The following is a 20905-nucleotide window of genomic DNA, read 5'->3' on the forward strand; positions in this document are numbered from 1 at the left end:
CTAGCTCTCCTGACCCCAGCGCTGGATGGTCAGCCGGCCGAGGGTGCGGAACACCACGTTCTCCACCGCCAGCCCGATCAGCACCACGACGAGTAGCCCGGCGAAGACGTTGGCCGTCTCGAGCTGCGCGCGGTTCGTATAGATGAACCAGCCGAGGCCGCCGGAACGCGCGCTCACCCCGAACACCATCTCGGCGGCGATCAGGGTGCGCCAGGCGAACGCCCAGCCGAGCCGCAGACCGGAGAGGATCGCCGGCAGCGCGGCCGGGATCAGCAGGCCGAACACATAGGACGGCCCGGCGAGGCCCATGTTGCGCCCAGCCATGCGCAGCGTCGGCGGCACCGCCCGGAAGCCGGCATGGCAGGCGAGCGCCAGCGGCCAGAGCACGGCGTGGACGATGACGAAGATCAGGCTCGGCGGCCCGATGCCGAACCACAGGAGCGCCACCGGCAGCAGCGCGATGGCGGGGAGCGGGTTGAACATGGAGGTGAGCAGGCCGAGCAGGTCCTCGCCCCAGCGCGACAGCGCGGCAAGCGCCGTCAGGGTCGCGGCCACGGCGATGCCGATGCCGTAGCCGGCCAGCAGCAGCGACAGCGAGGTCGCCACCCGCGCCGGCAGCTCGCCATTGATCGAGGAGTTCCACAGCGCGGCGAGCGTCTCGCCGAAGGTCGGCAGCAGCAGGCCGTTGCCGAGCCAGCGCGCATAGGCCTCCCAGGCGAGCGCCAGCGCGGCGAGGATGACGGCGCGCCGCCAGAACGAGGTGGAGAGGTGGAACCGCGCGCCGGATGCAGCCCGGCGTGGCGCGTCGAGGGCGTGGTCAGACAAGGCTCGGCTCCCGAAAATCCGCAAGCACCGCCTGCGGCTCCGGCGGCGTGCCGGAGAAGACGCGGGCATGGATGTCGGCCTCGATCTCGGCGAAGGCGGCGGAACCGCGCTCGCGCGCCGCCTCGGGCACGAGGTATTCGGCCGCGAGCCGGCCGGGATGCGGCGACAGCACGAGGATGCGGGTACCGATGCGCACCGCCTCGTCGATGCCGTGGGTGACGAAGATCACCGTCGAGCCGGCGGCCTCGCACAGCGAAAGCAGTTCATCCTGCATGCGCCGGCGCGACAGCGCGTCGAGCGCGGCGAAGGGCTCGTCCATCAACAGGATGGCCGGCTGCACGGCGAAGGCGCGGGCGATGGCGACGCGCTGCTTCATGCCGCCGGAGAGCGTGTGCGGATAGGCGTCGGCAAAGCGGGCGAGCCCGACCCGGCCGACCCATTCGCGAGCCCGCCGCCACGCCTCGTCTTTCGGCAGTCCTCGCGCCTTGCGCAGCGCGAAGGCGACGTTGCCGGCCACGGTGCGCCAGGGCAGAAGCTGATCGAATTCCTGGAACACCATCATCCGGTCGGGGCCGGGGCCCGTGACCGGCCTGCCGTTGAGCCGGATCGCTCCCTCGGCGACGGGCAGGAAGCCGCCGATGGCGCGCAGCAGGGTGGACTTGCCGCAGCCGGACGGCCCGAGCAGCACCAGCCGCTCGCCCTCCTCCACGGCGAAGGAGACGTCCTCCACCGCCGTCACGATGCCGGCATCGCCCGCATAGCGCAGGAAGACCTTGTCGACACTCAGCGGTGCCGAGACCTCGCGGAAGGGTCCGCGCCCGCCATCCATGGCCGGGTCAGCTCCCGCCCTTGCCGTGCAGGCCCGGCTGGAACAGCTCCTTCCAGCCCGGCTTTGACTTGATCAGACCGATCTTCGCCTCGAACTCGGTGAAGACGTCGACCCGCTCCGGCTGGGTGGTGAAGTTGATCTGCGGGTCGCGGATGATGCCCTCGACCAGCTCCGGGGAGAGCTTGGAGTTCTCCGCCGCGATGTAGAGCTTGGCCGCCGCCGCCGGGTTCGCCTTGATCCAGGCGTTGGCCTCGTCCAGCGCGGCGACGAAGGCGTCGATAGTCTTCGGGTTCTCGGTGGCGAATTTCTTCGTGCCGTAGACGACGTTGAAGGTGTGCGGGCCGCCCAGCACGTCGTAGCTGTTCAACACCGCCGTCACCTTGCCGCTGGCGAGCTGTTGCTGGACGAAGGGCGGCGAGGTGAAATGCGCGGTGATGCCGCCGGTGCCGGAGAGCAGTGCGCTGGTGGCGTCCGGATGCGGCATGGAGACGGTGAGCGCGTCGAGCTTGTCGTACTGGCCGAACTGCTTGTCCGCCGCGATCTGCAGCACGATCGGCTGGAAGCCCACCTTGACCGAGGGCAGCGCGATGCGGTCCGCCTCGGTGAAGTCGGCGATGGTCTTCACCTTGGGATTGTTGGTCGTCAGCACGTTCGGCATCGAGCCGAGCGCGGCGATGAGGGTGATGTCCGTCTTGCCGCGCGTCTTGTCCCAGGTGAGGATCGCCGGCGCGACGCCGGCCGTGGCGAAGTCGAGCCCGCCCGAGATCAGCGCGTCGTTCATGCCGGCGGCGCCGGAAATGCGCAGCCATTCGACCTTGAGGTCGGGATTGCCCGCCGCCTTGGCATGCTTCTCGATGAGCCCCTGCTCCTTGGCGACGATCAGCGGCAGATAGGCGATGCCGAACTGCTGCGCGATGCGCAGTTGCGCCGTTTCAGCCTTCGCCGGCGGCAAGGGTGCGAGCGCGACGGCGGCGGCCAGCGCGCCGGCGGACAGGATGAGCGCGCGTCTGCGCATGGTCGTCTCCGATGCTTTCCAAGGGTCGGCGGAGCATCGGAAGTGAAAAACATAATGTCAATTGTTTTTATAGATTATTTGGGAGACATCAACGAGTAGACACCCCACGTCCACCCTATTGCGCGGCCGACCAAACAGCTCCGTCATCCTGAGGTGCCCGGCGAAGCCGGCCTCGAAGGATGCTCTCCTCACGCGCCCGGTCGGCCATCCTTCGAAGCTCGGTCATTGCCCGAGCACTTCAGGACGACGGCCCTTAAGCACACAGGCGCGTTCCAAGTCCCTCTCACCCCCGCACCAGTTCCGCCAGCATCGCCCGCACATCCGCCACCGCCGCAGCCAGCTTCTGCGGATCGCGCGAGCGCACCACCAGATTTGTGTTGGGCCGCCCCTCGTCGGACAGGAAGGGATAGCTGCCGATCGAGGTGTCCGGATGCGCCGCCGCGACGCGGGCCAGCGGACCGCCGATGTCGCCTTCGCGCGCATCCGCCCGCACCGTTTCGGAAAGCATCTTGCGCCCGGTGCCGAGCGTCGGCGCCACCTCGTCGAGCATCGCCTGCATGATGGTCGGGACGCCGGCCATGACGATGACGTTGCCGATGCGGAATCCGGGCGCCTTCGAGACCTTGTTGACGATGAGGTCGGCGCCCTCGGGAATGCGCGCCATGCGCAGGCGCGCCTCGTTCAGGTCCTTCTCGGCGATGTATTCGAGCAGCATGGCGCGGGCGCGCGGATCGACGTCGATCGGCACGCCGAAGGCCTTCGCCACCGAATCGGCGGTGATGTCGTCATGCGTCGGCCCGATGCCGCCGGTGGTGAAGACATAGGTGTAGCGCGCCCGGAGCGCGTTCACCGCCGCGACGATCTCCTCCTCGATATCCGGCACGACGCGCACCTCGGACACGTCGATGCCGATGCCGGTGAGATATTCGGCGATGTAGCCGATGTTCTTGTCCTTGGTGCGCCCCGAAAGAATCTCGTCGCCGATCACCAGCACGGCGGCGGTCACCGCGTCCGCATTGTTCCGCATCTGATTCTTCTCCCCTCCCCGATACATCCGCAGGCTACCGTCGCAAATGAACGCAACCCGCGCCGCAAGCAAGGGCAGGATGCGCCGCCGGCGAGGGCAATACGCCTCACAAATGGGCAATCCGCAGCGGATCGATGGATATTCGAACGACCCATCGTTCCTCCCCTTCCGCTGGCACGAGGTTTGTAGCTAACGTGAGGCAGTTGGGGAGTAGATGTCACCTATGACCGTCGCGTTCGACGAAATGACCAATCCGGACGGCTCGATCCGTTCCGCCTATGCCGCCCTGTCCCGCTGGCTCCGCGACGTACCGCCCGACGTGCTCGACTATCGCCGCAAGGAGGCGGAGTTCATCTTCCGCCGCATCGGCATCACCTTCGCGGTCTATGGCGACAGCGACGCGCAGGAACGCCTCATTCCCTTCGACATCATCCCGCGCATCCTGACCAGCGCGGAGTGGAAGCGCCTCTCGGCGGGCCTCGAGCAGCGCACCAAGGCGCTGAACCTCTACATCAAGGACGTCTATTCCAAGCGCGAGATCCTGAAAGCCGGGGTCGTGCCGGAAGACCTCGTCTACCAGAACCCGGTGTTCAGGCCGGAGATGAACGGCCAGAAGGTGCCGCACGACCTCTATGTGCACATCGCCGGCATCGACGTGGTGCGCATCGACGCCGACACCTTCTATGTGCTCGAGGACAATGCTCGCACTCCCTCCGGCGTCTCCTACATGCTGGAGAACCGCGAGATCATGCTGCGGCTGTTTCCCGAGCTGTTCGCGGACAACCGCGTGGCGCCGGTCGAGAACTACACCGACGCGCTGCTCGCCACGCTGAAATCGCTGGCGCCGGTGACCGCCACCAGCGACCCCAACGTCGTCGTGCTCACCCCCGGCATCTACAACTCGGCCTATTACGAGCACTCCTTCCTCGCCGACAAGCTGGGCGTCGAGCTGGTGGAGGGGCGCGACCTCTTCATCAAGAACGACACCGTCTTCATGCGCACCACCGAGGGGCCGAAGCGGGTCGACGTGATCTATCGCCGCCTCGACGACGACTTCCTCGATCCGCTGGCCTTTCGCCCGGACAGCGCGCTCGGCGTGCCCGGCCTGATGAGCGCCTACAACGCCGGCAACGTGACGCTGACCAACGCGGTCGGCACCGGGGTTGCCGACGACAAGGCGGTCTACAGCTACATGCCCGAGATCATCCGCTTCTATCTCGGCGAGGAGCCGCTTTTGAAGAACGTGCCGACCTGGCGCTGCCGCGAGGCCGACCACCTGAAATACGTGCTCGACCATCTGGAGGAGCTGGTCGTCAAGGAGGTCCATGGCTCCGGCGGCTACGGCATGCTGATCGGCCCGCGCGCCGACAAGGCGCAGATCGAACTGTTCCGCGCCAAGCTGAAGCAGGACCCGACCAACTTCATCGCCCAGCCGACGCTGGCGCTCTCCACCTGCCCGACCTTCGTCGAGGAAGGCATCGCGCCGCGCCATGTCGATCTGCGGCCCTTCGTGCTCACCGGCAGCGACGGCGTGCGCATCGTGCCCGGCGGGCTCACCCGTGTCGCCCTGCAGGCCGGCTCGCTGGTGGTCAATTCGAGCCAGGGCGGCGGCACCAAGGACACCTGGGTACTGGAGGATAGCTGAGCGAGACGACCCCGGTTCTCCGCTGAGGCGCGGCCGGGGATGACGATAGGCGGGATGCGTCCCACGGGATCGACGCGAAGACGCGGTGAGGGAGCGGACACGATGAGCATCGAAACATGGCTGGCCTTCGTCGCCGCCTCGGCGGTGCTGCTGGTCATACCGGGGCCGACCATCCTCCTGGTCGTCTCCTACGCGCTTGGCCAGGGCCGGCGGGTGGCGCTCCCGGTCGCCGCCGGCGTCGCGCTCGGCGACTTCACCGCCATGACGCTGTCCATGCTCGGCCTCGGTGCCCTGCTCGCCGCCTCGGCGACGCTGTTCACCGTGCTGAAGGTGATCGGCGCCTGCTACCTGATCTGGCTCGGCATCAAGCTCTGGCGCTCGGCCGGCACGCTCGCTTTGCCCGGCACGCCGGCCGGCGGACGGCCGCTGCGCATGCTGGCGCATGCCTGGCTGGTCACCGCGCTGAACCCGAAGAGCCTCACCTTCTTCGTCGCCTTCCTGCCGCAGTTCCTCGATCCCGCCGGCGACGTGGTCACCCAGCTCGTCATCTTCGAGGCGACCTTCCTCACCCTCGCCGCCGCCAATGCCTTCGGCTACGCGCTCGCCGCCGGCCGGCTGCGGGGCTCGATCGGCAATTCCCGCATCATCGCCGCCATCAACCGGGCCGGCGGCTCGCTGCTCATCGGGGCGGGCGTCATGACGCTCGCCTGGCGCAACGCCAAATAGTTCAGGGTCCCATGCTGTCACGTACCGCCGACAATCTTTACTGGCTGGCCCGCTACATGGAGCGCGCGGAGTGCCTCGCCCGCATCCTCGACGTCACCCAGCGCCTCGCCCAGCTTCCGGCCGCCTATGGCGGCTCGACCAATGAATGGAGCTCGGCGCTGCTCACCGCCGGCTGCGAGGACCTGTTCAAGCAGGTGCACGGCGACGAGGTGAACGAGAAGAACGTCGTCTCCTTCCTCGCCTTCGCGCCGGAGAATCCCTCCTCCATCCGCAACTGCTTCGAGACCGCGCGCACCAATGCCCGCTCGGTGCGCACCGCGCTCACCATCGAGATGTGGGAGACCATCAACTCGGCCTGGCTGGAGCTGAAGCGCTACTCGACCAAGAGCATGACGCGCGAGGAGCTCTCCCGCTTCCTCAACTTCGTGAAGGAGACCTCGCTGCGCTTCGACGGCGCTGCCTACCGCACCATGCTGCGCAACGACGCCTTCTGGTTTTCGCGGGTCGGCATGTATGTCGAGCGGGCGGACAACACCGCGCGCATCCTCGACGTGAAATATCACGTGCTGCTGCCGGATTCCGAGCATGTCGGCGGCCCGCTCGACTATTTCCAGTGGGCCTCGATCCTGCGCTCGGTCTCGGCGCTGACCTCGTTCCACTGGGTCTACCGCGAGAGCGTGAAACCCTGGCTGGTCGCCGACCTGCTCATCCTCAACGCGCAAATGCCGCGCTCGCTGACCAGTTGCTACCAGAACATCTCGCGCTATCTCGACGACATAGCCGCCTATTACGGCCGGCAGGGAACCGCCCAGCGGCTCGCCCGTTCCAATCTCACCCGGCTCGGCAACAGCCGCATGGACGAAATCTTCCAGGTGGGGCTGCACGAATACATCGACAATTTCATCGCCGAGAACAACAGGCTTGGCGCTACCATCACCGAGCAGTATCTCGTCTGAGCGGGTGATGTCCCATGCGCATCCATGTCAACCACGCCACCGTCTACCGCTACGAACCGCCGGCGCTCGGCGCGATCCAGATCCTGCGCCTCACCCCGCGTAACCATGACGGCCAGTACGTCGTCTCCTGGCGCATCGATGTCTCGGAGAGCTGCCGGCTGCAGGCCCATGAGGACGCCTTCGGCAACCTCACCCACACCTTCGCGGTGGACGGGCCGATCTCCGAGCTGCGCGTGCTGGTCGAGGGCGAGGTGGAGACGCAGGACACCTCCGGCGTGCTTCGCGGCTCGGTGGAGCGCTTCCACCCCTCGCTGTTCCTGCGCGAGACCGACCTGACCGCCCCGCATCCGGCACTGCGCAGCTTCGCCGAGGAGGCGGTCGCCGGCGCCAACGACCCGCTGGCGCGCCTGCACGCCCTGATGGGCGCGGTGCACGAGGCGATGACCTTCGATCCGGACCCCACCCAGGCCTCGACCACGGCACGCGAGGCGTTCGAGCTGAAGCGCGGCGTCTGCCAGGACTACGCGCATGTCTACGTCGCCTGCGCTCGCCATCTCGGCATGCCGGCGCGCTATGTCAGCGGCTATCTGGTCGGCGACGGCTCGACGCCGGAGCAGCATGCCGGCCACCAGGCGGGCCATGCCTGGGCGGAGACCTATGTGGAAGGCTTCGGCTGGGTCGGCTTCGACCCCGTGCACGACCTCTGCCCGACCGAGGTCTATGTGCGCGTCGCCGCCGGGCTCGACTATCTCGGCGCCGCCCCGGTGCGCGGCAACCGCTATGGCGGCGGCGAGGAGAACCTCTCGGTCGCCATCACGGTCGACCAGTCGTCGCGGCAGGTGCAGGGTTAGTGGCGCTTGCCGGGCCTCGGCATGTCCATCACCCTGTTGCCGGGGCGCGACGGAACCGCCCCATCCTCTTCATTTTCGCGAAGATCGGTTGCCGCTGACGAAACCGCGTCGGTATAAGACGCGCGGGGGAAATGCTGGGGCGCGTATAGATGACCTATTGTTGCGGCATCCTGGTTCGGGACGGCCTGGTGATGATCGCGGATACCCGCACCAATGCGGGTCTCGACAACGTTTCGACCTTCCGCAAGCTTCACGTCTTCGAGGAGCCGGGGCGCCATGTGATGGCGCTGTCCACCGCCGGCAACCTTTCGATATCGCAGGCGGTGATCTCGACCCTTCAGGAAGGGCTGGAGGATCCGGAGACCGGCGAGCGGCGCACGCTCGCCGAATGCACCTCCATGTTCCGCGCCGCCGAGCTGGTCGGCGCCGCCATCCGCCATGTCTACGACCTCTATGGCGAAGCGCTGAAGGAGGCGGATGTCCGTTTCGACGTCTCCTTCCTGTTCGGCGGGCAGGTGAATGGCGGGCGGCTGCGCCTGTTCATGCTCTACGCGGCCGGCAACTTCATCGAGTGCACCACCGACACGCCCTTCCTGCAGATCGGCGAGCACAAATACGGCAAGCCGGTGCTCGACCGCTCCATCACCTACGACATGGACCTCTACGACGCGCTGAAATCGGGCCTCATCTCGATGGATTCGACGATGCGCTCCAATCTCGGCGTCGGCATGCCGATCGACGTCCTCATCGCCCGCCGCGATGCCGGATGCGCCGAACTGAACCACCGCATCGAGCCGGGCGAGCCCTATTTCCACGATTTGCGCGAGCGCTGGTCGGCGGCGCTCAGGGCGGCGCACAACGCCATCCCGCGCCCGCCCTATGGGCAGGGCCGCTGAGCGTGCGCTAAGCGCCGATTCAAATAAAATGCCGGATCACGACAGGAATGTCGCGCTCCGGCTGCGTCTTGTCCATGAGACAGAAAATAGATGCTCGCCCTCGTCAGGTGAGCAGATAGATCAGGATGATGATCGGAATCGGAATACCGATAAGCCACATCAGAATAGCGGGCATGTCCTTGTCCTTCCCTGACATCTCGACTTGCCTTACAACGCCACCATGGCGCGAGGGTTCCGCGCGGCAAGAAGAACAGGCTGGAGGATTCCCATGATCGACCCGACATCTGCCCCCCGCATCGCGCTCGTCACCGGCGCCGGCACCGGCATCGGCAAGGCGGCTGCCCTCGCTCTCGCGGAGGCCGGCTTCACCGTGGTGCTGAACGGGCGCCGGCGCGAGCCGCTGGAGGCCCTCGCCGCCGCGATCGCCGCGGCCGGGTGGAAAGCGGACGTCGCCCCGGCGGACGTCTCCACCCCCGCCGGCGTCGCCGGGCTGTTCGAGCATGTCGAGCGCGCCCATGGCCGTCTCGACGTGCTGTTCAACAATGCCGGCGGCTGGTCGCCGGGGATGCCGATCGAGGACATTCCCTTCGAGGACTGGCAGCACGTCGTCGCCGTCAACCTCACCGGCGTGTTCCTGTGCACGCAGGCCGCCATCCGGCTGATGAAGCGGCAGGACCCGAAGGGCGGACGCATCATCAACAACGGCTCGATCTCGGCGCACGCCCCCCGCCCGCTCACCGGCCCCTATACGGCGACCAAGCACGCGGTGACCGGCCTCACCAAGCAGGTGGCGCTGGAGGGCCGCGCCCATTCCATCGCCTGCGGCCAGATCGATATCGGCAATGCCGACACCGACATGGCGGCGAAGATGAAGAGCGGCATCCTGCAGGCCAATGGGCAGATCATGGTCGAGCCGACCTTCGACCCCGCCCATGCCGGCCGCGCGGTCGCCTATATGGCGAGCCTGCCGCTCGACGCCAACGTGCTGTTCATGACGGTGATGGCGACCAACGCCCCCTTCGTCGGGCGCGGGTGAGGCTCAGAAGACCGCCAGCGCGCCCTGGTAGAGCAGCCAGCTCAGGAAACCCATCACGCCGAGGCTGATCAGCGTCGCCACCGCGCCGGCGATGATGAAGATGCCGTCGCGCTCGACGAGGCCGAGCCCGAGGATGCACACCGCGATGCCCGGCGGCAGATTGCCGAAGATCGGGATCGGCAGCATCAGCAGCAGGCCGAGCAGCAGCACCAGCCCGCCCACGACGCGGGTCGCGGCGGCATTGGCGAAGAGCAGATGGCGCGGCTTCGAATAGGCCTCGAAGCGCTGCACCCAGGGCAGCGCGCCATTGACCATCCGGTCGAGCACCTTGTGCGAGATGGTGCGGCGCGCCAGCCAGCCCGGCAGCCACAGCTCGTCCCGGCCGATCGCCATCTGCACGCCGACGAGGCACAGCACCACGCCGCAGATCACCGGGATACCCGGCGGCATCGGCAGGCAGTTGGGGATGCCGAACAGCAGGACGGTCAGGCCGAAGGCGCGGTTGCGCAGCGCATGCACCAACTCGCCGAGCGAGATTCGCTCGGCCGAGTGCGCGGCGGTGATGGCCGCCAGCAGCTCCGAAGTACGCGGCGCACGGTGATCCAAGGCGGTATCCAGACGACTTTCCAGCACTCCCGGGGCGCCAGAAAGGCATCCCGCTCGGCGGGCCGTATAGCACGCCGATCGCGGCAAGGTGAGGGCCAACAGGCAACATCCGGAAACGCGGCGGGAAACAAACCGCCGCGAAAGGGGCTGCGCGCGCCCCTCTTGCGCCCGTCCCGCGCGCCTCGTCAGTTGAGCCGGAACATGCCGCCGACCGGACGCAGCTCCGCCGGCCGGATCAGCCGCGAATGCGCCACCGTTACCGAGTGCACCGGCCCGTCAAGCTCGCGCCGCCAGAATTCGAGGAACTTGTTGAGCTCGGGGAAATCGGGGCAGAGGTCGTAATGCTGCCAGAGATAGGTCTGCAGCAGCACCGGATGGTCCGGCATGCGATAGAGGATGTGCGCAGTGGTCAGGCCGTAGCCCGCCATCTGCTTCACGAAATCCTGCGACGCCGAAACGCTCTGCACCGTCATGCGAAGCCTCCATGTCACGACTCGTGACAGTGATTCTGCCGCCGGAATCTCGGCGCCGGCAAGCCAAAAATTTCAATTTATCGTTCAATATCAAGGCACTAGCAGCATATGCGACAGAGTGCTGACAATGCAGCGCGACGGCACTGGCACTCACTGCGCGAGACTGCTAATTTTTTGCCGCGCCCCTCTTGCGAGGCTTGAGGGTGCCGCCTAGATGTCTGGCGGCCCCTCACGCCAGCGTGAGCGCGGCCGTGAACCGCAAGAAATCCGCCTTGAGATTCAAGACTTTCTGGAGAGATGCGATGAAGTTCCGTCCTCTGCATGACCGCGTCGTGGTCAAGCGTGTCGACGCGGAAGAGAAGACCGCCGGCGGGATCATCATCCCCGACACCGCCAAGGAAAAGCCCTCGCAGGGCGAAGTTGTCGCCGCCGGCCCGGGTGCCCGCGACGAGGCCGGCAAGCTCGTCCCCCTCGACGTGAAGGCCGGCGACCGCGTGCTGTTCGGCAAGTGGTCCGGCACCGAGGTGAAGATCGACGGCGTCGACTACCTCATCATGAAGGAGTCCGACATCCTCGGTGTGCTGGACGTCACCACCTCGGCCAAGAAGGCCGCGTGATAGCCAAGGCCGCATGACGGTGGCCGCGTGACACGCGCCATCCCCGGCCATCAGACCGAAATCCTCCTCGGGAGCAGAAGAACATGAGTGCCAAGGACGTAAAATTTTCCGGAGACGCGCGCGAGAAGATGCTGCGCGGCGTCGACATCCTCGCCAATGCGGTGAAGGTCACGCTCGGCCCGAAGGGTCGCAACGTCGTCATCGAGAAGAGCTTCGGCGCCCCGCGCATCACCAAGGACGGCGTCACCGTCGCCAAGGAGATCGAGCTCGAGGACAAGTTCGAGAACATGGGCGCGCAGATGGTGCGCGAAGTCGCTTCCAAGACCAACGACCTCGCCGGTGACGGCACCACCACGGCGACCGTTCTGGCCCAGGCGATCGTGAAGGAAGGCGCCAAGTCGGTCGCCGCCGGCATGAACCCGATGGACCTGAAGCGCGGCATCGACCTCGCCGTCGACGCCATCGTCACGGACCTCAAGAAGAATTCCCGCAAGGTCACCTCGAACGAGGAGATCGCCCAGGTCGGCACCATCTCGGCCAATGGCGACGTCGAGGTCGGCAAGTTCCTCGCCGAGGCCATGCAGAAGGTCGGCAACGAGGGCGTGATCACCGTCGAGGAAGCCAAGACCGCCGCCACCGAGCTCGACGTCGTCGAGGGCATGCAGTTCGACCGCGGCTACCTCTCGCCCTACTTCATCACCAATGCCGAGAAGATGCGCGTGGAGTTCGAGGATCCCTACATCCTCATCCACGAGAAGAAGCTCTCCGGCCTGCAGGAGCTGCTGCCGATCCTCGAGGCGGTGGTGCAGACCTCGCGTCCGCTCCTCATCATCGCCGAGGACATCGAGGGCGAGGCGCTCGCCACCCTCGTGGTCAACAAGCTGCGCGGCGGCCTGAAGGTCGCGGCGGTGAAGGCGCCGGGCTTCGGCGACCGTCGCAAGGCCATGCTGCAGGACATCGCCATCCTCACCGGCGGCGAGGCGATCTCCGAAGACCTCGGCATCAAGCTCGACTCGGTCACGCTGGGCATGCTCGGCCGCGCCAAGAAGGTGGTGATCGAGAAGGAGAACACCACCATCGTCGACGGCGCCGGCAAGAAGGCCGACATCCAGGCCCGCGTCGCGCAGATCAAGGCGCAGATCGAGGAGACCACCTCGGACTACGATCGTGAGAAGCTGCAGGAGCGCCTGGCCAAGCTCGCCGGCGGCGTCGCGGTGATCCGCGTCGGCGGCGCCACCGAGGTCGAGGTGAAGGAGAAGAAGGACCGCGTCGACGACGCGCTGCACGCGACCCGCGCGGCCGTCGAAGAAGGCGTGCTGCCGGGCGGCGGTGTCGCCCTGCTGCGCGCGGCCAAGGCGCTCGCGAACCTCAAGACCGCCAACGAGGACCAGAAGACCGGCATCGAGATCGTCCGCAAGGCGATCCAGTCGCCGGCCCGCCAGATCGCCCTGAACGCGGGCGACGACGGCTCGATCATCGTCGGCAAGGTGCTCGAGAAGGACAGCTACGCCTACGGCTACAATGCCCAGACCGGCCAGTTCGTCGACATGTACAAGGCTGGCGTGATCGACCCGACCAAGGTCGTGCGCACTGCGCTGCAGGACGCCGCCTCCGTGGCCGGCCTGCTGATCACCACCGAGGCGATGATCGCCGAGCTGCCGAAGAAGGCCGCTCCCGCCCCGGCCATGCCGGGCGGCGGCATGGGCGGCATGGACTTCTGAGGAAGTCCATCAGCCCCTGCGGTTCCCCAATGCTGAAGCCGGGCAGGCCCGGCTTCAGTGGCGGCATGGACTTCTGATCGAAGTCCATCCGCATAAGACTACGGAAGGGCGCGGCTTCGGCCGCGCCCTTTTCGTTTGGCTGGCCCGACGCGTCGGTCAGTCGTCAGGTCGGCTCGACGGGCGGTGCGCCTGCCCGTCCCGGAGATGCGCGAGCAGATGAGGCCGCCGCCGCGGCTCCGCAAAGCCGAGGAGAAGCGCCCCGGCGCCCGCCGCAAACGCCTGAGCCAGTTCCCCGTCGCTGAGTTCGCCGGCAATCCAGAACGACAGGCAACCACGAAAGCTGAAGGCCAGTTGCTCCGCCAGCATGCCGCCCGCGAGTCCGGCCGTCTCGCCGGCAAGGCCGGAGAGATCGCCCAGCGCAAGGGCCCAGAGCTCGCTCGAACGCTGCCGCACCACGCTCGGCTCCGGACTGACCACCCCCAGCGAACCGACCACCGCCTTGTAGACGCCCGGCTGCTCCAGCAGCAGCGAGATGCCGATCCGGCCCATCGCCAGTACCCGGTCGATGGCGTCGCCCGCGGGCGCCTCGCTCTCGAAACGCGTCCGCATCCGGGCGATCACCCGCTCGGAAAGCGCCTGCATGATCGCGTTCTTGCTGCCGAAATGATTGAACGGCGTGGCAAAGCCGACGCCGGCCTCCGCCGCCAGCGAGCGCATGGAAAAATCGGCCGTCGTATCCCGGCCCAGCAACCGCTCGGCCGCGTCCAGCACGAGTTCCCGCACCATCTGCCGGTTCCGCTCCCGAAGCGGCGGCCGTTCGGCATCCGTCATTTTTCGTCCCTGGTGTCTCTGGAAATATCTATATCATGATATAAATTTAATATCACGATATAATTACGGATGAGGGCTTGGCGAGGTTGCCGGCCCGGCCGTGCGTTGCAGGGAAACAGACATGAGCGATCCGAAAAACATCCTCATCACCGGCGTCAGCTCCGGACTGGGAAAGGCCTTCGCCGAGGCCGCCCTCGCGGCCGGCCATCGGGTGATCGGCACCGTGCGCGGCGCGGACGCCGCCGCCGCGTTCGAGGCCACGGCGCCCGGCAGCGCCCACGCAGTCCGGCTCGACGTGACCGACTTCGACGCCATCGTGCCGGCTCTCGCCGAGGCCGAGCGGCAGGTCGGCCCCATCGACGTGCTGGTGAACAATGCCGGCTACGGCCATGAAGGCATCCTCGAAGAATCGCCGCTCGACGACATGCGTCGGCAATTCGAAACCAACCTGTTCGGTGCCGTCGCCGTGATCAAGGCCGTGCTGCCGGGCATGCGCCAGCGGCGCCGGGGACATATCGTCAACGTCACCTCGATGGGCGGCTTCATCACCATGCCCGGCATCACCTATTACTGCGGCAGCAAGTTCGCGCTGGAAGGTATTTCCGAGGCGCTCGGCAAGGAGGTGAAGCCTTTCGGCATTCACGTCACCGCGCTGGCGCCGGGTCAGTTCCGCACCGACTGGGCGGGACGCTCCATGCAGCGGACCGAGCGCAGCATCGCCGACTACGATGCCCTGATGGACCCGATCCGCGCCGCCCGTCGCGCCAAGAGCGGCAACCAGCCCGGCGATCCGGCCAAGGCGGGACAGGCGCTCATGAAGCTGATCGCTTCCGACAGCCCGCCGGTCCGGCTCTATCTCGGCAGCGACGCGCTCAAGCTGGTGGCTGACAAGATCGCGGCCATGGAGGCCGAGATCGCCGCCTGGAAGCATGTCAGCGTTTCAACGGATTTCGATTGATCCTCCCGCGACACCGGCGAGCGAAGGAGGTTTCCGCCGGGTGCGCCTCAATCCAGCGTCTGCCGGAAGCGCTTCACCGCGATCACCATGGCGACCAGCATGATCGCGGTGAGCCCGAGGATGTCGCTGGTGAGGTCGCTCATCGTCGAGCCCTTGAGCAATATCCCGCGCACCATGCGCAGATAATGCGTCAGCGGCAGCGTCTCGCCGATCCACTGCGCCCAGGTCGGCATGCCGGCGAAGGGGAACATGAAACCGGACAGCAGAATGTTCGGCAGGAAGTACATGAAGGTCATCTGCACCGCCTGCAACTGGTTCTGCGCCAGCGTCGAGAAGGTGTAGCCGATCGACAGGTTGGTGACGATGAACAGCGTGGTCAGCACGGTGAGCAGCCCGAGCGAGCCGACCATCGGCACGCCGAACAGATAGACCCCCGCCACCACGATCATCGTCGCCTGCATGGCGCCGACCAGCACATAGGGCGCGATCTTGCCGAGCATCACCTCGACCGGGCGGATCGGCATGGCCAGCAGCGCCTCCATGGTGCCGCGCTCGATCTCGCGCGTCACCGAGAGCGCCGTGAAGATCAGCATGGTCATGGTAAGGATGGTACCGAGCAGCCCCGGCACGATGTTGAGTTGCGTCACCGCCGCCGGGTTGTAGCGTGGGTGGGTGACGATGGAGAACGCCGGCGGCTGGTTTTCCAGCCCGCTGCCCTCCGGCCCCGCATCGATCACGAAGCGCTCGCGCACCATCGCCGTCTCGACAAGGCGCCCGAGCGCGGCGAGCGCGCTCGACGAGGCGACCGGATCGGTGGCATCGGCCGCCACCAGCAGCGACGGGCTCTCCCCGCGCCGCACCGCCCGCTCGAAGCCGGCCGGGATCTCGACCACGAACAGCACGTCGCCCGAGCGCACGAGATGCTCGGCCTCCTCCGCGCTCCTCGGGTGATGGGTCACCGCGAAATATTTGGTGTTCTCCAGCGCCGCCAGGATGGAGCGGGTAATCGAGGTGTTCTCATAGGCCAGCACGGCGGTCGGCAGGTGTCGCGGCGTCGTGTTGATGGCATAGCCGAACAGCACGAGCTGCAGCAGCGGGATCGAGATCATCGTCGCGAAGGAGACGTGGTCGCGCAGGAGCTGCAGGAACTCCTTGCGCATCATCGCGCCGACACGGCGGAAGAAGCCAGAAAACCCGGCGGACGCGCTCATCTGAAATTGTCCTGCGAGCGGTTCATCAGGTCGATGAACACGTCCTCCAGCGTCGGCTCGTCCTTGCGCCAGGTGAGCTCCGGGCGCTGCATGAACGGCCGGATGGCGGCCTCCAGCGCCGCGGCGTCGAGGGCGCCGACATGCACGCTGGTGCCGAAGGGCGCGACCAGCTCGATGCCCGGCGTCCCGGCAAGCTCGCGCGCAAGTGTCGCCGGATCGCCGCCCGTGACGGTGTAGGTGGTGAGCCCGGCGCCGGCGACCACCTCCTCCACCGTGCCCTGCGCCAGCAGGTCGCCATAGGCGATATATGCGATCTCGTGGCAGCGCTCGGCCTCGTCCATGTAGTGGGTGGAGACCAGCACGGTCAGCCCTTCGGCCGCGAGCTCGTGGATCTGCGCCCAGAACTCCCGCCGCGCCTTGGGATCGACGCCGGCGGTCGGCTCGTCGAGCAGCAGCAGCCGCGGCGAGGGCAGGATGCAGGCGCCAAGCGCGAGGCGCTGCTTCCAGCCGCCGGAGAGCGAGCCGGCGAGCTGCCGGTCGCGGCCGGCGAGGCCGAGCCGCTCCACCGCCTTGCGCGCCGCCTCCTCCGGCTCTCGCACGCCATAGATGCGCGCGACGAATTCGAGGTTCTCGCGCACCGAGAGGTCGCCATAGAGGCTGAAGCGCTGCGTCATGTAGCCGACGAGGCGGCGGATCTCGCGCGACTGCGTGAGGATGTCCATGCCGAGACAGGTGCCGCGCCCGGAATCCGGGGTGAGCAGGCCGCACAGCATGCGGATGGTGGTAGTCTTGCCCGAACCGTTGGGACCGAGGAAGCCGTAGATCTGCCCGCGCTTCACCCGCATGGTGAGGTTGCGCACCACCACGCGGCCGCCGAACGATTTCGATAGCCCCTCCACCTCGATGGCATAGGGCGAGCCGGCCCCGACCTCGGCGGCGGGTGCCGTCTTCGTGTCCGCGTGCCCCTCGCCGGTCATGGCGCGCCCCCCGGCGCGATCCCGACGGTGATCGGCTGGCCGGGGCGCAGCGCCAGCGGATCGTCGGGCCGGGCCTCCAGCATGAAGACCAGCTTGGCCCGCTCGTCGAGGCTATAGATCACCGGCGGCGTATATTCGGCGCTGGAGGCGATGAAGCTGACCTTGGCGGGGATCGGCGCGGCGCAGCCGTCGCAGGTGACGTCGACCGCCATGCCCATCCTGAACTTCGGCAGGTCCGGCTCCGGCACGAAGAAGCGCGCCTTGATCTGCCGCGGCGGCAGGATCGACACCACCGGCCGCCCGGCCGGCACAAGCTCGCCCGGCCGGAAATACACCGTCTCGATCGAGCCCTCCACCGGCGCCGTGCGGTCGCGGCGCGCGAGGCGCGTCTGCGCGGCGGCGAGACTAGCCCGCGCCACGTCGACCGCCTGCCTCGCGGCGGCGATCTCCTGCTCGCGGCCCGCCAATCGCGCCACCTCGATACGCCGGCGCGCCTCGTCGAGCGCCGCCTGGTTCTGGTCGAAGGTGTGCTGCGCGGTGTCGAGCGCCGCCTGCGAGGATACCCTTTTGGCAAGCAGATCCTTCTGCCGGTCGAGCTCGATGCGCGAGAGGTCAAGCGCCGCCGCCGCCCGCCGCTCTGCCGCCTCCAGCACCGCGATTTCCTGCGGGCGCTGCGCCGCCGCCTCGAGATTGGCGAGCTGTGCCTCGGCCTGCGCGACATTGGCCAGCGCCGAATTGACGTCGGCCTGCTGCAGCTCGGTGTCGACAGAGAACAGCTTCTGATCCGGCTTCACGCGGTCGCCCTCGTCGACGTCGAGCCGCGTCACCCGCCCCGCCTCGTCCGGGCCGACGAAGACGAGATCGCCTTCGGCATAGCCCTGGAAGCGTCCGTCCGGCGCCTTGTCGCAGCCGACCGCCGCGATCGCGAGCAGGGTGACGAGGATCAGCCGCTTCATGTCTCTCTCCAGCCGAGGCCGCGCAGGATCAGCTCGACGTGAGCATTGAGCATGCCGGGCACGTCGAGCGGTTCGTGCCGGCCGAAGAGCCCTTCCCATGTCACCGCGACGAGCAGCGGCGCGATGAACAGTTGGGGGAATCGCAGGCCGATGTCGGAGGTGATCTCGCCCCGCGCGAGCGCGCGTTCATTGATCGCGCGCAACAGGCGCAGACCGCGCGCCACCACCTCGTCGAAATAGAAGTCCGCGAGATCGGGAAAGCGCTCGCCCTCCCCGATCATCAGCCGGACGAGGTCGCGGCGGGGCGTCTCGACTACCTGCGTCACGACATGTCCGATGAACATCTCAAGAAGCTGCCGCGTGGTGCCGGGAAAGCCGGCGAGCTGCCGCTCCATCAAGCCGAGCACCGGGTCGATGGCCTCGCGCACCAACCCCTCGAACAACGCCTTCTTGTCCTCGAAATAGAGATAGACCGTGCCCTTGGCGACGCCGGCGCGGGCGGCGACGTCCTCCATGCGGGCACTGGTGAAGCCGCGCTCGCCGAACTCCGCCAGCGCGGCGGCGAGGATCGCCTGCCGGCGCAGTTGCGGATCGAGCCGCGGCGCGCGGGCCCGGCCCTTCTTCGGCTCGCCCTGAGGCTTCCCCGCCTTCTGCGCGGATGCCGCGGGTTTCCCGTCTTTTCCCCGTGCCATGCGAAGCTATCCGAACGTCGCGCGCCTGCACCGATCTCGTATAAGATTAGAATTTGACTGACCAGTCAGTCAAATATGTACAAACCCCTGGTGAAACGCCTCCTCCCGAAGCCCTCGCCTCAGGACGAAGAGGCATCATCGAGAAACGCGACAGCCAGCACGCAACCGTCATGACCGGGCTTGACCCGGCCATTCACGCCCTTGGGTATCCGAAGATGCCGAAGCCGCGCCCGGCATTCCGGGATGCCGGGTGGAGGACTAAGATCGGCCGACCCCAGGAGGTCCGTTCAAGCGGCGGGAACACGCCGCGCACTCTCGGGAAACGCAGCGCGGAGGACATGAGAGGAAACGCCGATGCCTGCCTCCACGACGCCGGTCCTCGCCGGCGCGCTTGCCTTCGCCACCCTGCTCGCGGGAGCCGGTGGCGCATCCGCCGGCTGTTTCCGTAGCTGCGTTTCGGAACGCATCAGCAGCGCCGACAGCGACCTCGCCATGCGCAACGCCATGCGCGAATGCCGCGACGGTTGCGCGGCGGAGGAGACCGCATCGCTGAAGGCCGAAGGCCTCTACGACGCCTACGTCGCCTGCAAGCCGAAGCCGCTGTCCGACGAGGAGTTCAAGCGGCTGCGCGGCGAGAACCACTCCTTCTCCGTGCAGAGCAACGTGCTCTCCTGGGAGTTCAGCAACCGCCTGCCCGACAAGGTCATCCGCATGGTCGAGATCGGCACGCAGACGATGAACCTGTCCGACGCCTATTTCACCACGCGGACCATCGTCCCGCCGGGCCATGCGACGACCATCGTGGTGATGGACTTCTTCGACGGCTACCCGACGGTGCGCTACGCGAGCAAGATCACCCGCATCGAGGCCTGCCCGGTCAAATGAGCGGCATCGGCCGCACTCCTCTCCCTGCGTCAGGTTGACAACCGCGCCGAAGCCGCGTTGCTTCACGAAAATCGTCGGCCTGACAATAGGTTAGAGGAATTCCAATGTATCGGCCCGATCGCCGGTCGCTGCTCCGCGCCGGCCTTGCGCTGGGTGGCGCGGCATGGCTTGGCGCCGCGCGTCGGGTGCGCGCGGCAGGCGCCGAGGAGCTGGCCCTCTATAACGGCCAGCACCGCCAGACCACCGACGCCGTGGTCGCTGCCTTCACCAGGGCGACCGGCATCGACGTGCTAGTGCGCAATGGCGGCAGCCCGCAGATCGCCAACCAGATATTGGAGGAAGGCGACCTCTCGCCGGCCGACATCTTCTATTCGGAAGGCAGCCCGCCGGTGGCGGCGCTGGCGAAGCGCGGCCTGCTCGCCCCGGTCGCGCCCGACACGCTGAAGCAGGTGCCGGCGACCTATGTCGCGACCAGCGGCGAATGGGTCGGGGTCAGCGCCCGCGCCCGCGTGGTCGCCTATAACCGCGACCTCGTGAAGGAGAGCGACCTGCCCGCTTCGCTGCTGGGCTTCGCCGATCCGGCATGGGCCGACCGCATCGCCTATGCCCCGGCGAGCGACGCCTTCCAGGAGCAGATCGTCGCCATCGTGCGGCTGAAGGGGCGGCAGGCGGCGCTCGACTGGCTGAAGGGCATGAAGGAGGTCGGGCGCGTCTACAACAACAACATCGGCGCCATGCAGGCCGTCGAGCGCGGCGAGATCGCGGCGGCGCTGGTCAACAACTACTACTGGTTCACCGTGGCGAAGGAGGTCGGCGCCGAGAAGATGCGCTCGGCGCTGCACTACATTCGCCACGAGGATCCCGGCGCACTGGTCACCGTCTCCGCCGCCGCCATGCTGAAGACGGCGCGCAATCCCGAGGCGGGGCAACGCTTCCTCGCCTTCCTCGTCAGCGCCGAGGGCCAACAGGTGATCGCCAACTCCATGGCGGAATATCCGCTGCGGGCTGGCATCGTCTCGCCCTATGCGCTGGAGCCGTGGGACAAGCTCGACCCGCCGCCGGTGACGCCGGCCGACATCGGCGACGCCGCGGAGGCGATCCCCCTCGCCCGCGAGGCCGGGCTCGCCTGACCGATCGAGTTCAGCTCCGAGGCCACGCGTGCCGCCCCTCGA

At 67.4% G+C, this 20905-nt stretch carries 22 protein-coding genes; 11 read left to right on the forward strand and 11 right to left on the reverse strand.

Annotation, left to right across the window (positions count from 1 at the left end; all coding sequences use genetic code 11):
• From U742_RS0120400 to U742_RS0120415, 4 genes are all read right to left on the reverse strand, one after another.
• Entirely contained in the window at window positions 1-825 is an 825-nt protein-coding gene (locus tag U742_RS0120400) for an ABC transporter permease (RefSeq protein ID WP_248310445.1), read from the reverse strand.
• Window positions 818-1654 (reverse strand): ABC transporter ATP-binding protein, encoded by an 837-nt coding sequence (locus U742_RS0120405; RefSeq protein WP_051661382.1) that lies wholly within the window; start codon window positions 1652-1654, stop codon window positions 818-820. The genes U742_RS0120400 and U742_RS0120405 overlap by 8 nt, the downstream gene beginning before the upstream one ends.
• A gap of 7 nt (window positions 1655-1661) precedes the next feature.
• Window positions 1662-2669 carry an ABC transporter substrate-binding protein gene (locus U742_RS0120410; protein ID WP_029356445.1) on the reverse strand — a complete coding sequence of 336 codons (1008 nt, stop codon included), beginning with the start codon at window positions 2667-2669 and terminating at the stop codon, window positions 1662-1664.
• Window positions 2670-2952: 283 nt separating this feature from the next.
• On the reverse strand, window positions 2953-3696 hold the full coding sequence (locus U742_RS0120415; RefSeq protein ID WP_029356447.1) for a competence/damage-inducible protein A: 744 nt from the start codon (window positions 3694-3696) through the stop codon (window positions 2953-2955).
• 223 nt (window positions 3697-3919) lie between these two features.
• Between U742_RS0120415 and U742_RS0120420 the strand changes: the two genes are divergently transcribed.
• The 6 genes from U742_RS0120420 (at window position 3920) to U742_RS0120450 (ending at window position 9806) form a co-directional block, all read left to right on the forward strand.
• The gene (locus U742_RS0120420) at window positions 3920-5341 is read left to right on the forward strand and encodes a circularly permuted type 2 ATP-grasp protein (RefSeq protein WP_029356449.1); all 1422 of its coding nucleotides are present in this window, start codon (window positions 3920-3922) and stop codon (window positions 5339-5341) included.
• Window positions 5342-5443: 102 nt separating this feature from the next.
• Window positions 5444-6067, forward strand: a complete 624-nt coding sequence (locus tag U742_RS0120425; protein ID WP_029356451.1) for a LysE family translocator — start codon at window positions 5444-5446, stop codon at window positions 6065-6067.
• 11 nt (window positions 6068-6078) lie between these two features.
• Window positions 6079-7023 carry an alpha-E domain-containing protein gene (locus U742_RS0120430; protein WP_029356453.1) on the forward strand — a complete coding sequence of 315 codons (945 nt, stop codon included), beginning with the start codon at window positions 6079-6081 and terminating at the stop codon, window positions 7021-7023.
• 14 nt (window positions 7024-7037) lie between these two features.
• On the forward strand, window positions 7038-7874 hold the full coding sequence (locus U742_RS0120435) for a transglutaminase family protein (RefSeq protein ID WP_029356454.1): 837 nt from the start codon (window positions 7038-7040) through the stop codon (window positions 7872-7874).
• A gap of 149 nt (window positions 7875-8023) precedes the next feature.
• Window positions 8024-8770: a proteasome-type protease gene (locus tag U742_RS0120440; RefSeq protein ID WP_029356457.1), complete on the forward strand. Its 747-nt coding sequence runs from the start codon at window positions 8024-8026 to the stop codon at window positions 8768-8770.
• 268 nt (window positions 8771-9038) lie between these two features.
• Window positions 9039-9806 carry an SDR family oxidoreductase gene (locus U742_RS0120450; RefSeq protein WP_029356459.1) on the forward strand — a complete coding sequence of 256 codons (768 nt, stop codon included), beginning with the start codon at window positions 9039-9041 and terminating at the stop codon, window positions 9804-9806.
• 3 nt (window positions 9807-9809) lie between these two features.
• Here the strand turns inward: U742_RS0120450 and U742_RS0120455 are convergent, their stop codons facing one another.
• Together U742_RS0120455 and U742_RS0120460 are read right to left on the reverse strand one after the other, a co-directional pair.
• Window positions 9810-10412 (reverse strand): exopolysaccharide biosynthesis protein, encoded by a 603-nt coding sequence (locus tag U742_RS0120455; RefSeq protein WP_029356461.1) that lies wholly within the window; start codon window positions 10410-10412, stop codon window positions 9810-9812.
• 185 nt (window positions 10413-10597) lie between these two features.
• A complete protein-coding gene (locus tag U742_RS0120460) occupies window positions 10598-10885 on the reverse strand; it encodes an usg protein (protein WP_029356463.1) in 288 nt (95 codons plus the stop codon).
• Window positions 10886-11187: 302 nt separating this feature from the next.
• Here U742_RS0120460 and groES point away from each other — a divergent pair, with 302 nt between their 5' ends.
• Both groES and groL read left to right on the forward strand, forming a co-directional pair.
• Window positions 11188-11502 carry a co-chaperone GroES gene (groES, locus tag U742_RS0120465; RefSeq protein WP_029356465.1) on the forward strand — a complete coding sequence of 105 codons (315 nt, stop codon included), beginning with the start codon at window positions 11188-11190 and terminating at the stop codon, window positions 11500-11502.
• Between the two features lie 83 nt (window positions 11503-11585).
• Entirely contained in the window at window positions 11586-13223 is a 1638-nt protein-coding gene (gene groL, locus U742_RS0120470; protein ID WP_029356467.1) for a chaperonin GroEL, read from the forward strand.
• A 156-nt stretch (window positions 13224-13379) separates the two neighbouring features.
• Here groL and U742_RS0120475 read toward each other — a convergent pair whose 3' ends face one another.
• Window positions 13380-14054 (reverse strand): TetR/AcrR family transcriptional regulator, encoded by a 675-nt coding sequence (locus tag U742_RS0120475; protein ID WP_051661383.1) that lies wholly within the window; start codon window positions 14052-14054, stop codon window positions 13380-13382.
• 121 nt (window positions 14055-14175) lie between these two features.
• On the opposite strand from U742_RS0120475, the gene U742_RS0120480 reads away from it, so the two are divergent.
• The gene (locus U742_RS0120480; protein WP_029356471.1) at window positions 14176-15012 is read left to right on the forward strand and encodes an oxidoreductase; all 837 of its coding nucleotides are present in this window, start codon (window positions 14176-14178) and stop codon (window positions 15010-15012) included.
• A 47-nt stretch (window positions 15013-15059) separates the two neighbouring features.
• On the opposite strand, the gene U742_RS0120485 is transcribed toward U742_RS0120480, so the two are convergent.
• From U742_RS0120485 to U742_RS0120500, 4 genes are read right to left on the reverse strand one after another with little or no spacing between them, the layout of a single operon-like run.
• A complete protein-coding gene (locus tag U742_RS0120485) occupies window positions 15060-16223 on the reverse strand; it encodes an ABC transporter permease (RefSeq protein WP_029356474.1) in 1164 nt (387 codons plus the stop codon).
• Window positions 16220-17200, reverse strand: a complete 981-nt coding sequence (locus U742_RS0120490; protein ID WP_051661384.1) for an ABC transporter ATP-binding protein — start codon at window positions 17198-17200, stop codon at window positions 16220-16222. Before U742_RS0120490 ends, U742_RS0120485 begins: the two co-directional genes overlap by 4 nt.
• Entirely contained in the window at window positions 17197-18156 is a 960-nt protein-coding gene (locus U742_RS0120495; RefSeq protein ID WP_029356478.1) for an HlyD family secretion protein, read from the reverse strand. The genes U742_RS0120490 and U742_RS0120495 overlap by 4 nt, the downstream gene beginning before the upstream one ends.
• Window positions 18153-18848 (reverse strand): TetR/AcrR family transcriptional regulator, encoded by a 696-nt coding sequence (locus tag U742_RS0120500; RefSeq protein WP_081853126.1) that lies wholly within the window; start codon window positions 18846-18848, stop codon window positions 18153-18155. Before U742_RS0120500 ends, U742_RS0120495 begins: the two co-directional genes overlap by 4 nt.
• A gap of 354 nt (window positions 18849-19202) precedes the next feature.
• On the opposite strand from U742_RS0120500, the gene U742_RS0120505 reads away from it, so the two are divergent.
• A complete protein-coding gene (locus U742_RS0120505) occupies window positions 19203-19733 on the forward strand; it encodes a hypothetical protein (RefSeq protein ID WP_029356483.1) in 531 nt (176 codons plus the stop codon).
• 104 nt (window positions 19734-19837) lie between these two features.
• Complete coding sequence (locus U742_RS0120510; RefSeq protein ID WP_029356485.1) at window positions 19838-20863, forward strand: extracellular solute-binding protein; 1026 nt, start codon at window positions 19838-19840, stop codon at window positions 20861-20863.
• The last annotated feature ends 42 nt before the right edge of the window (window positions 20864-20905 follow it).

The sequence above is a fragment of the Allobosea sp. 117 genome (genome assembly GCF_000702305.1).
Lineage (GTDB): Bacteria > Pseudomonadota > Alphaproteobacteria > Rhizobiales > Xanthobacteraceae > Ancylobacter.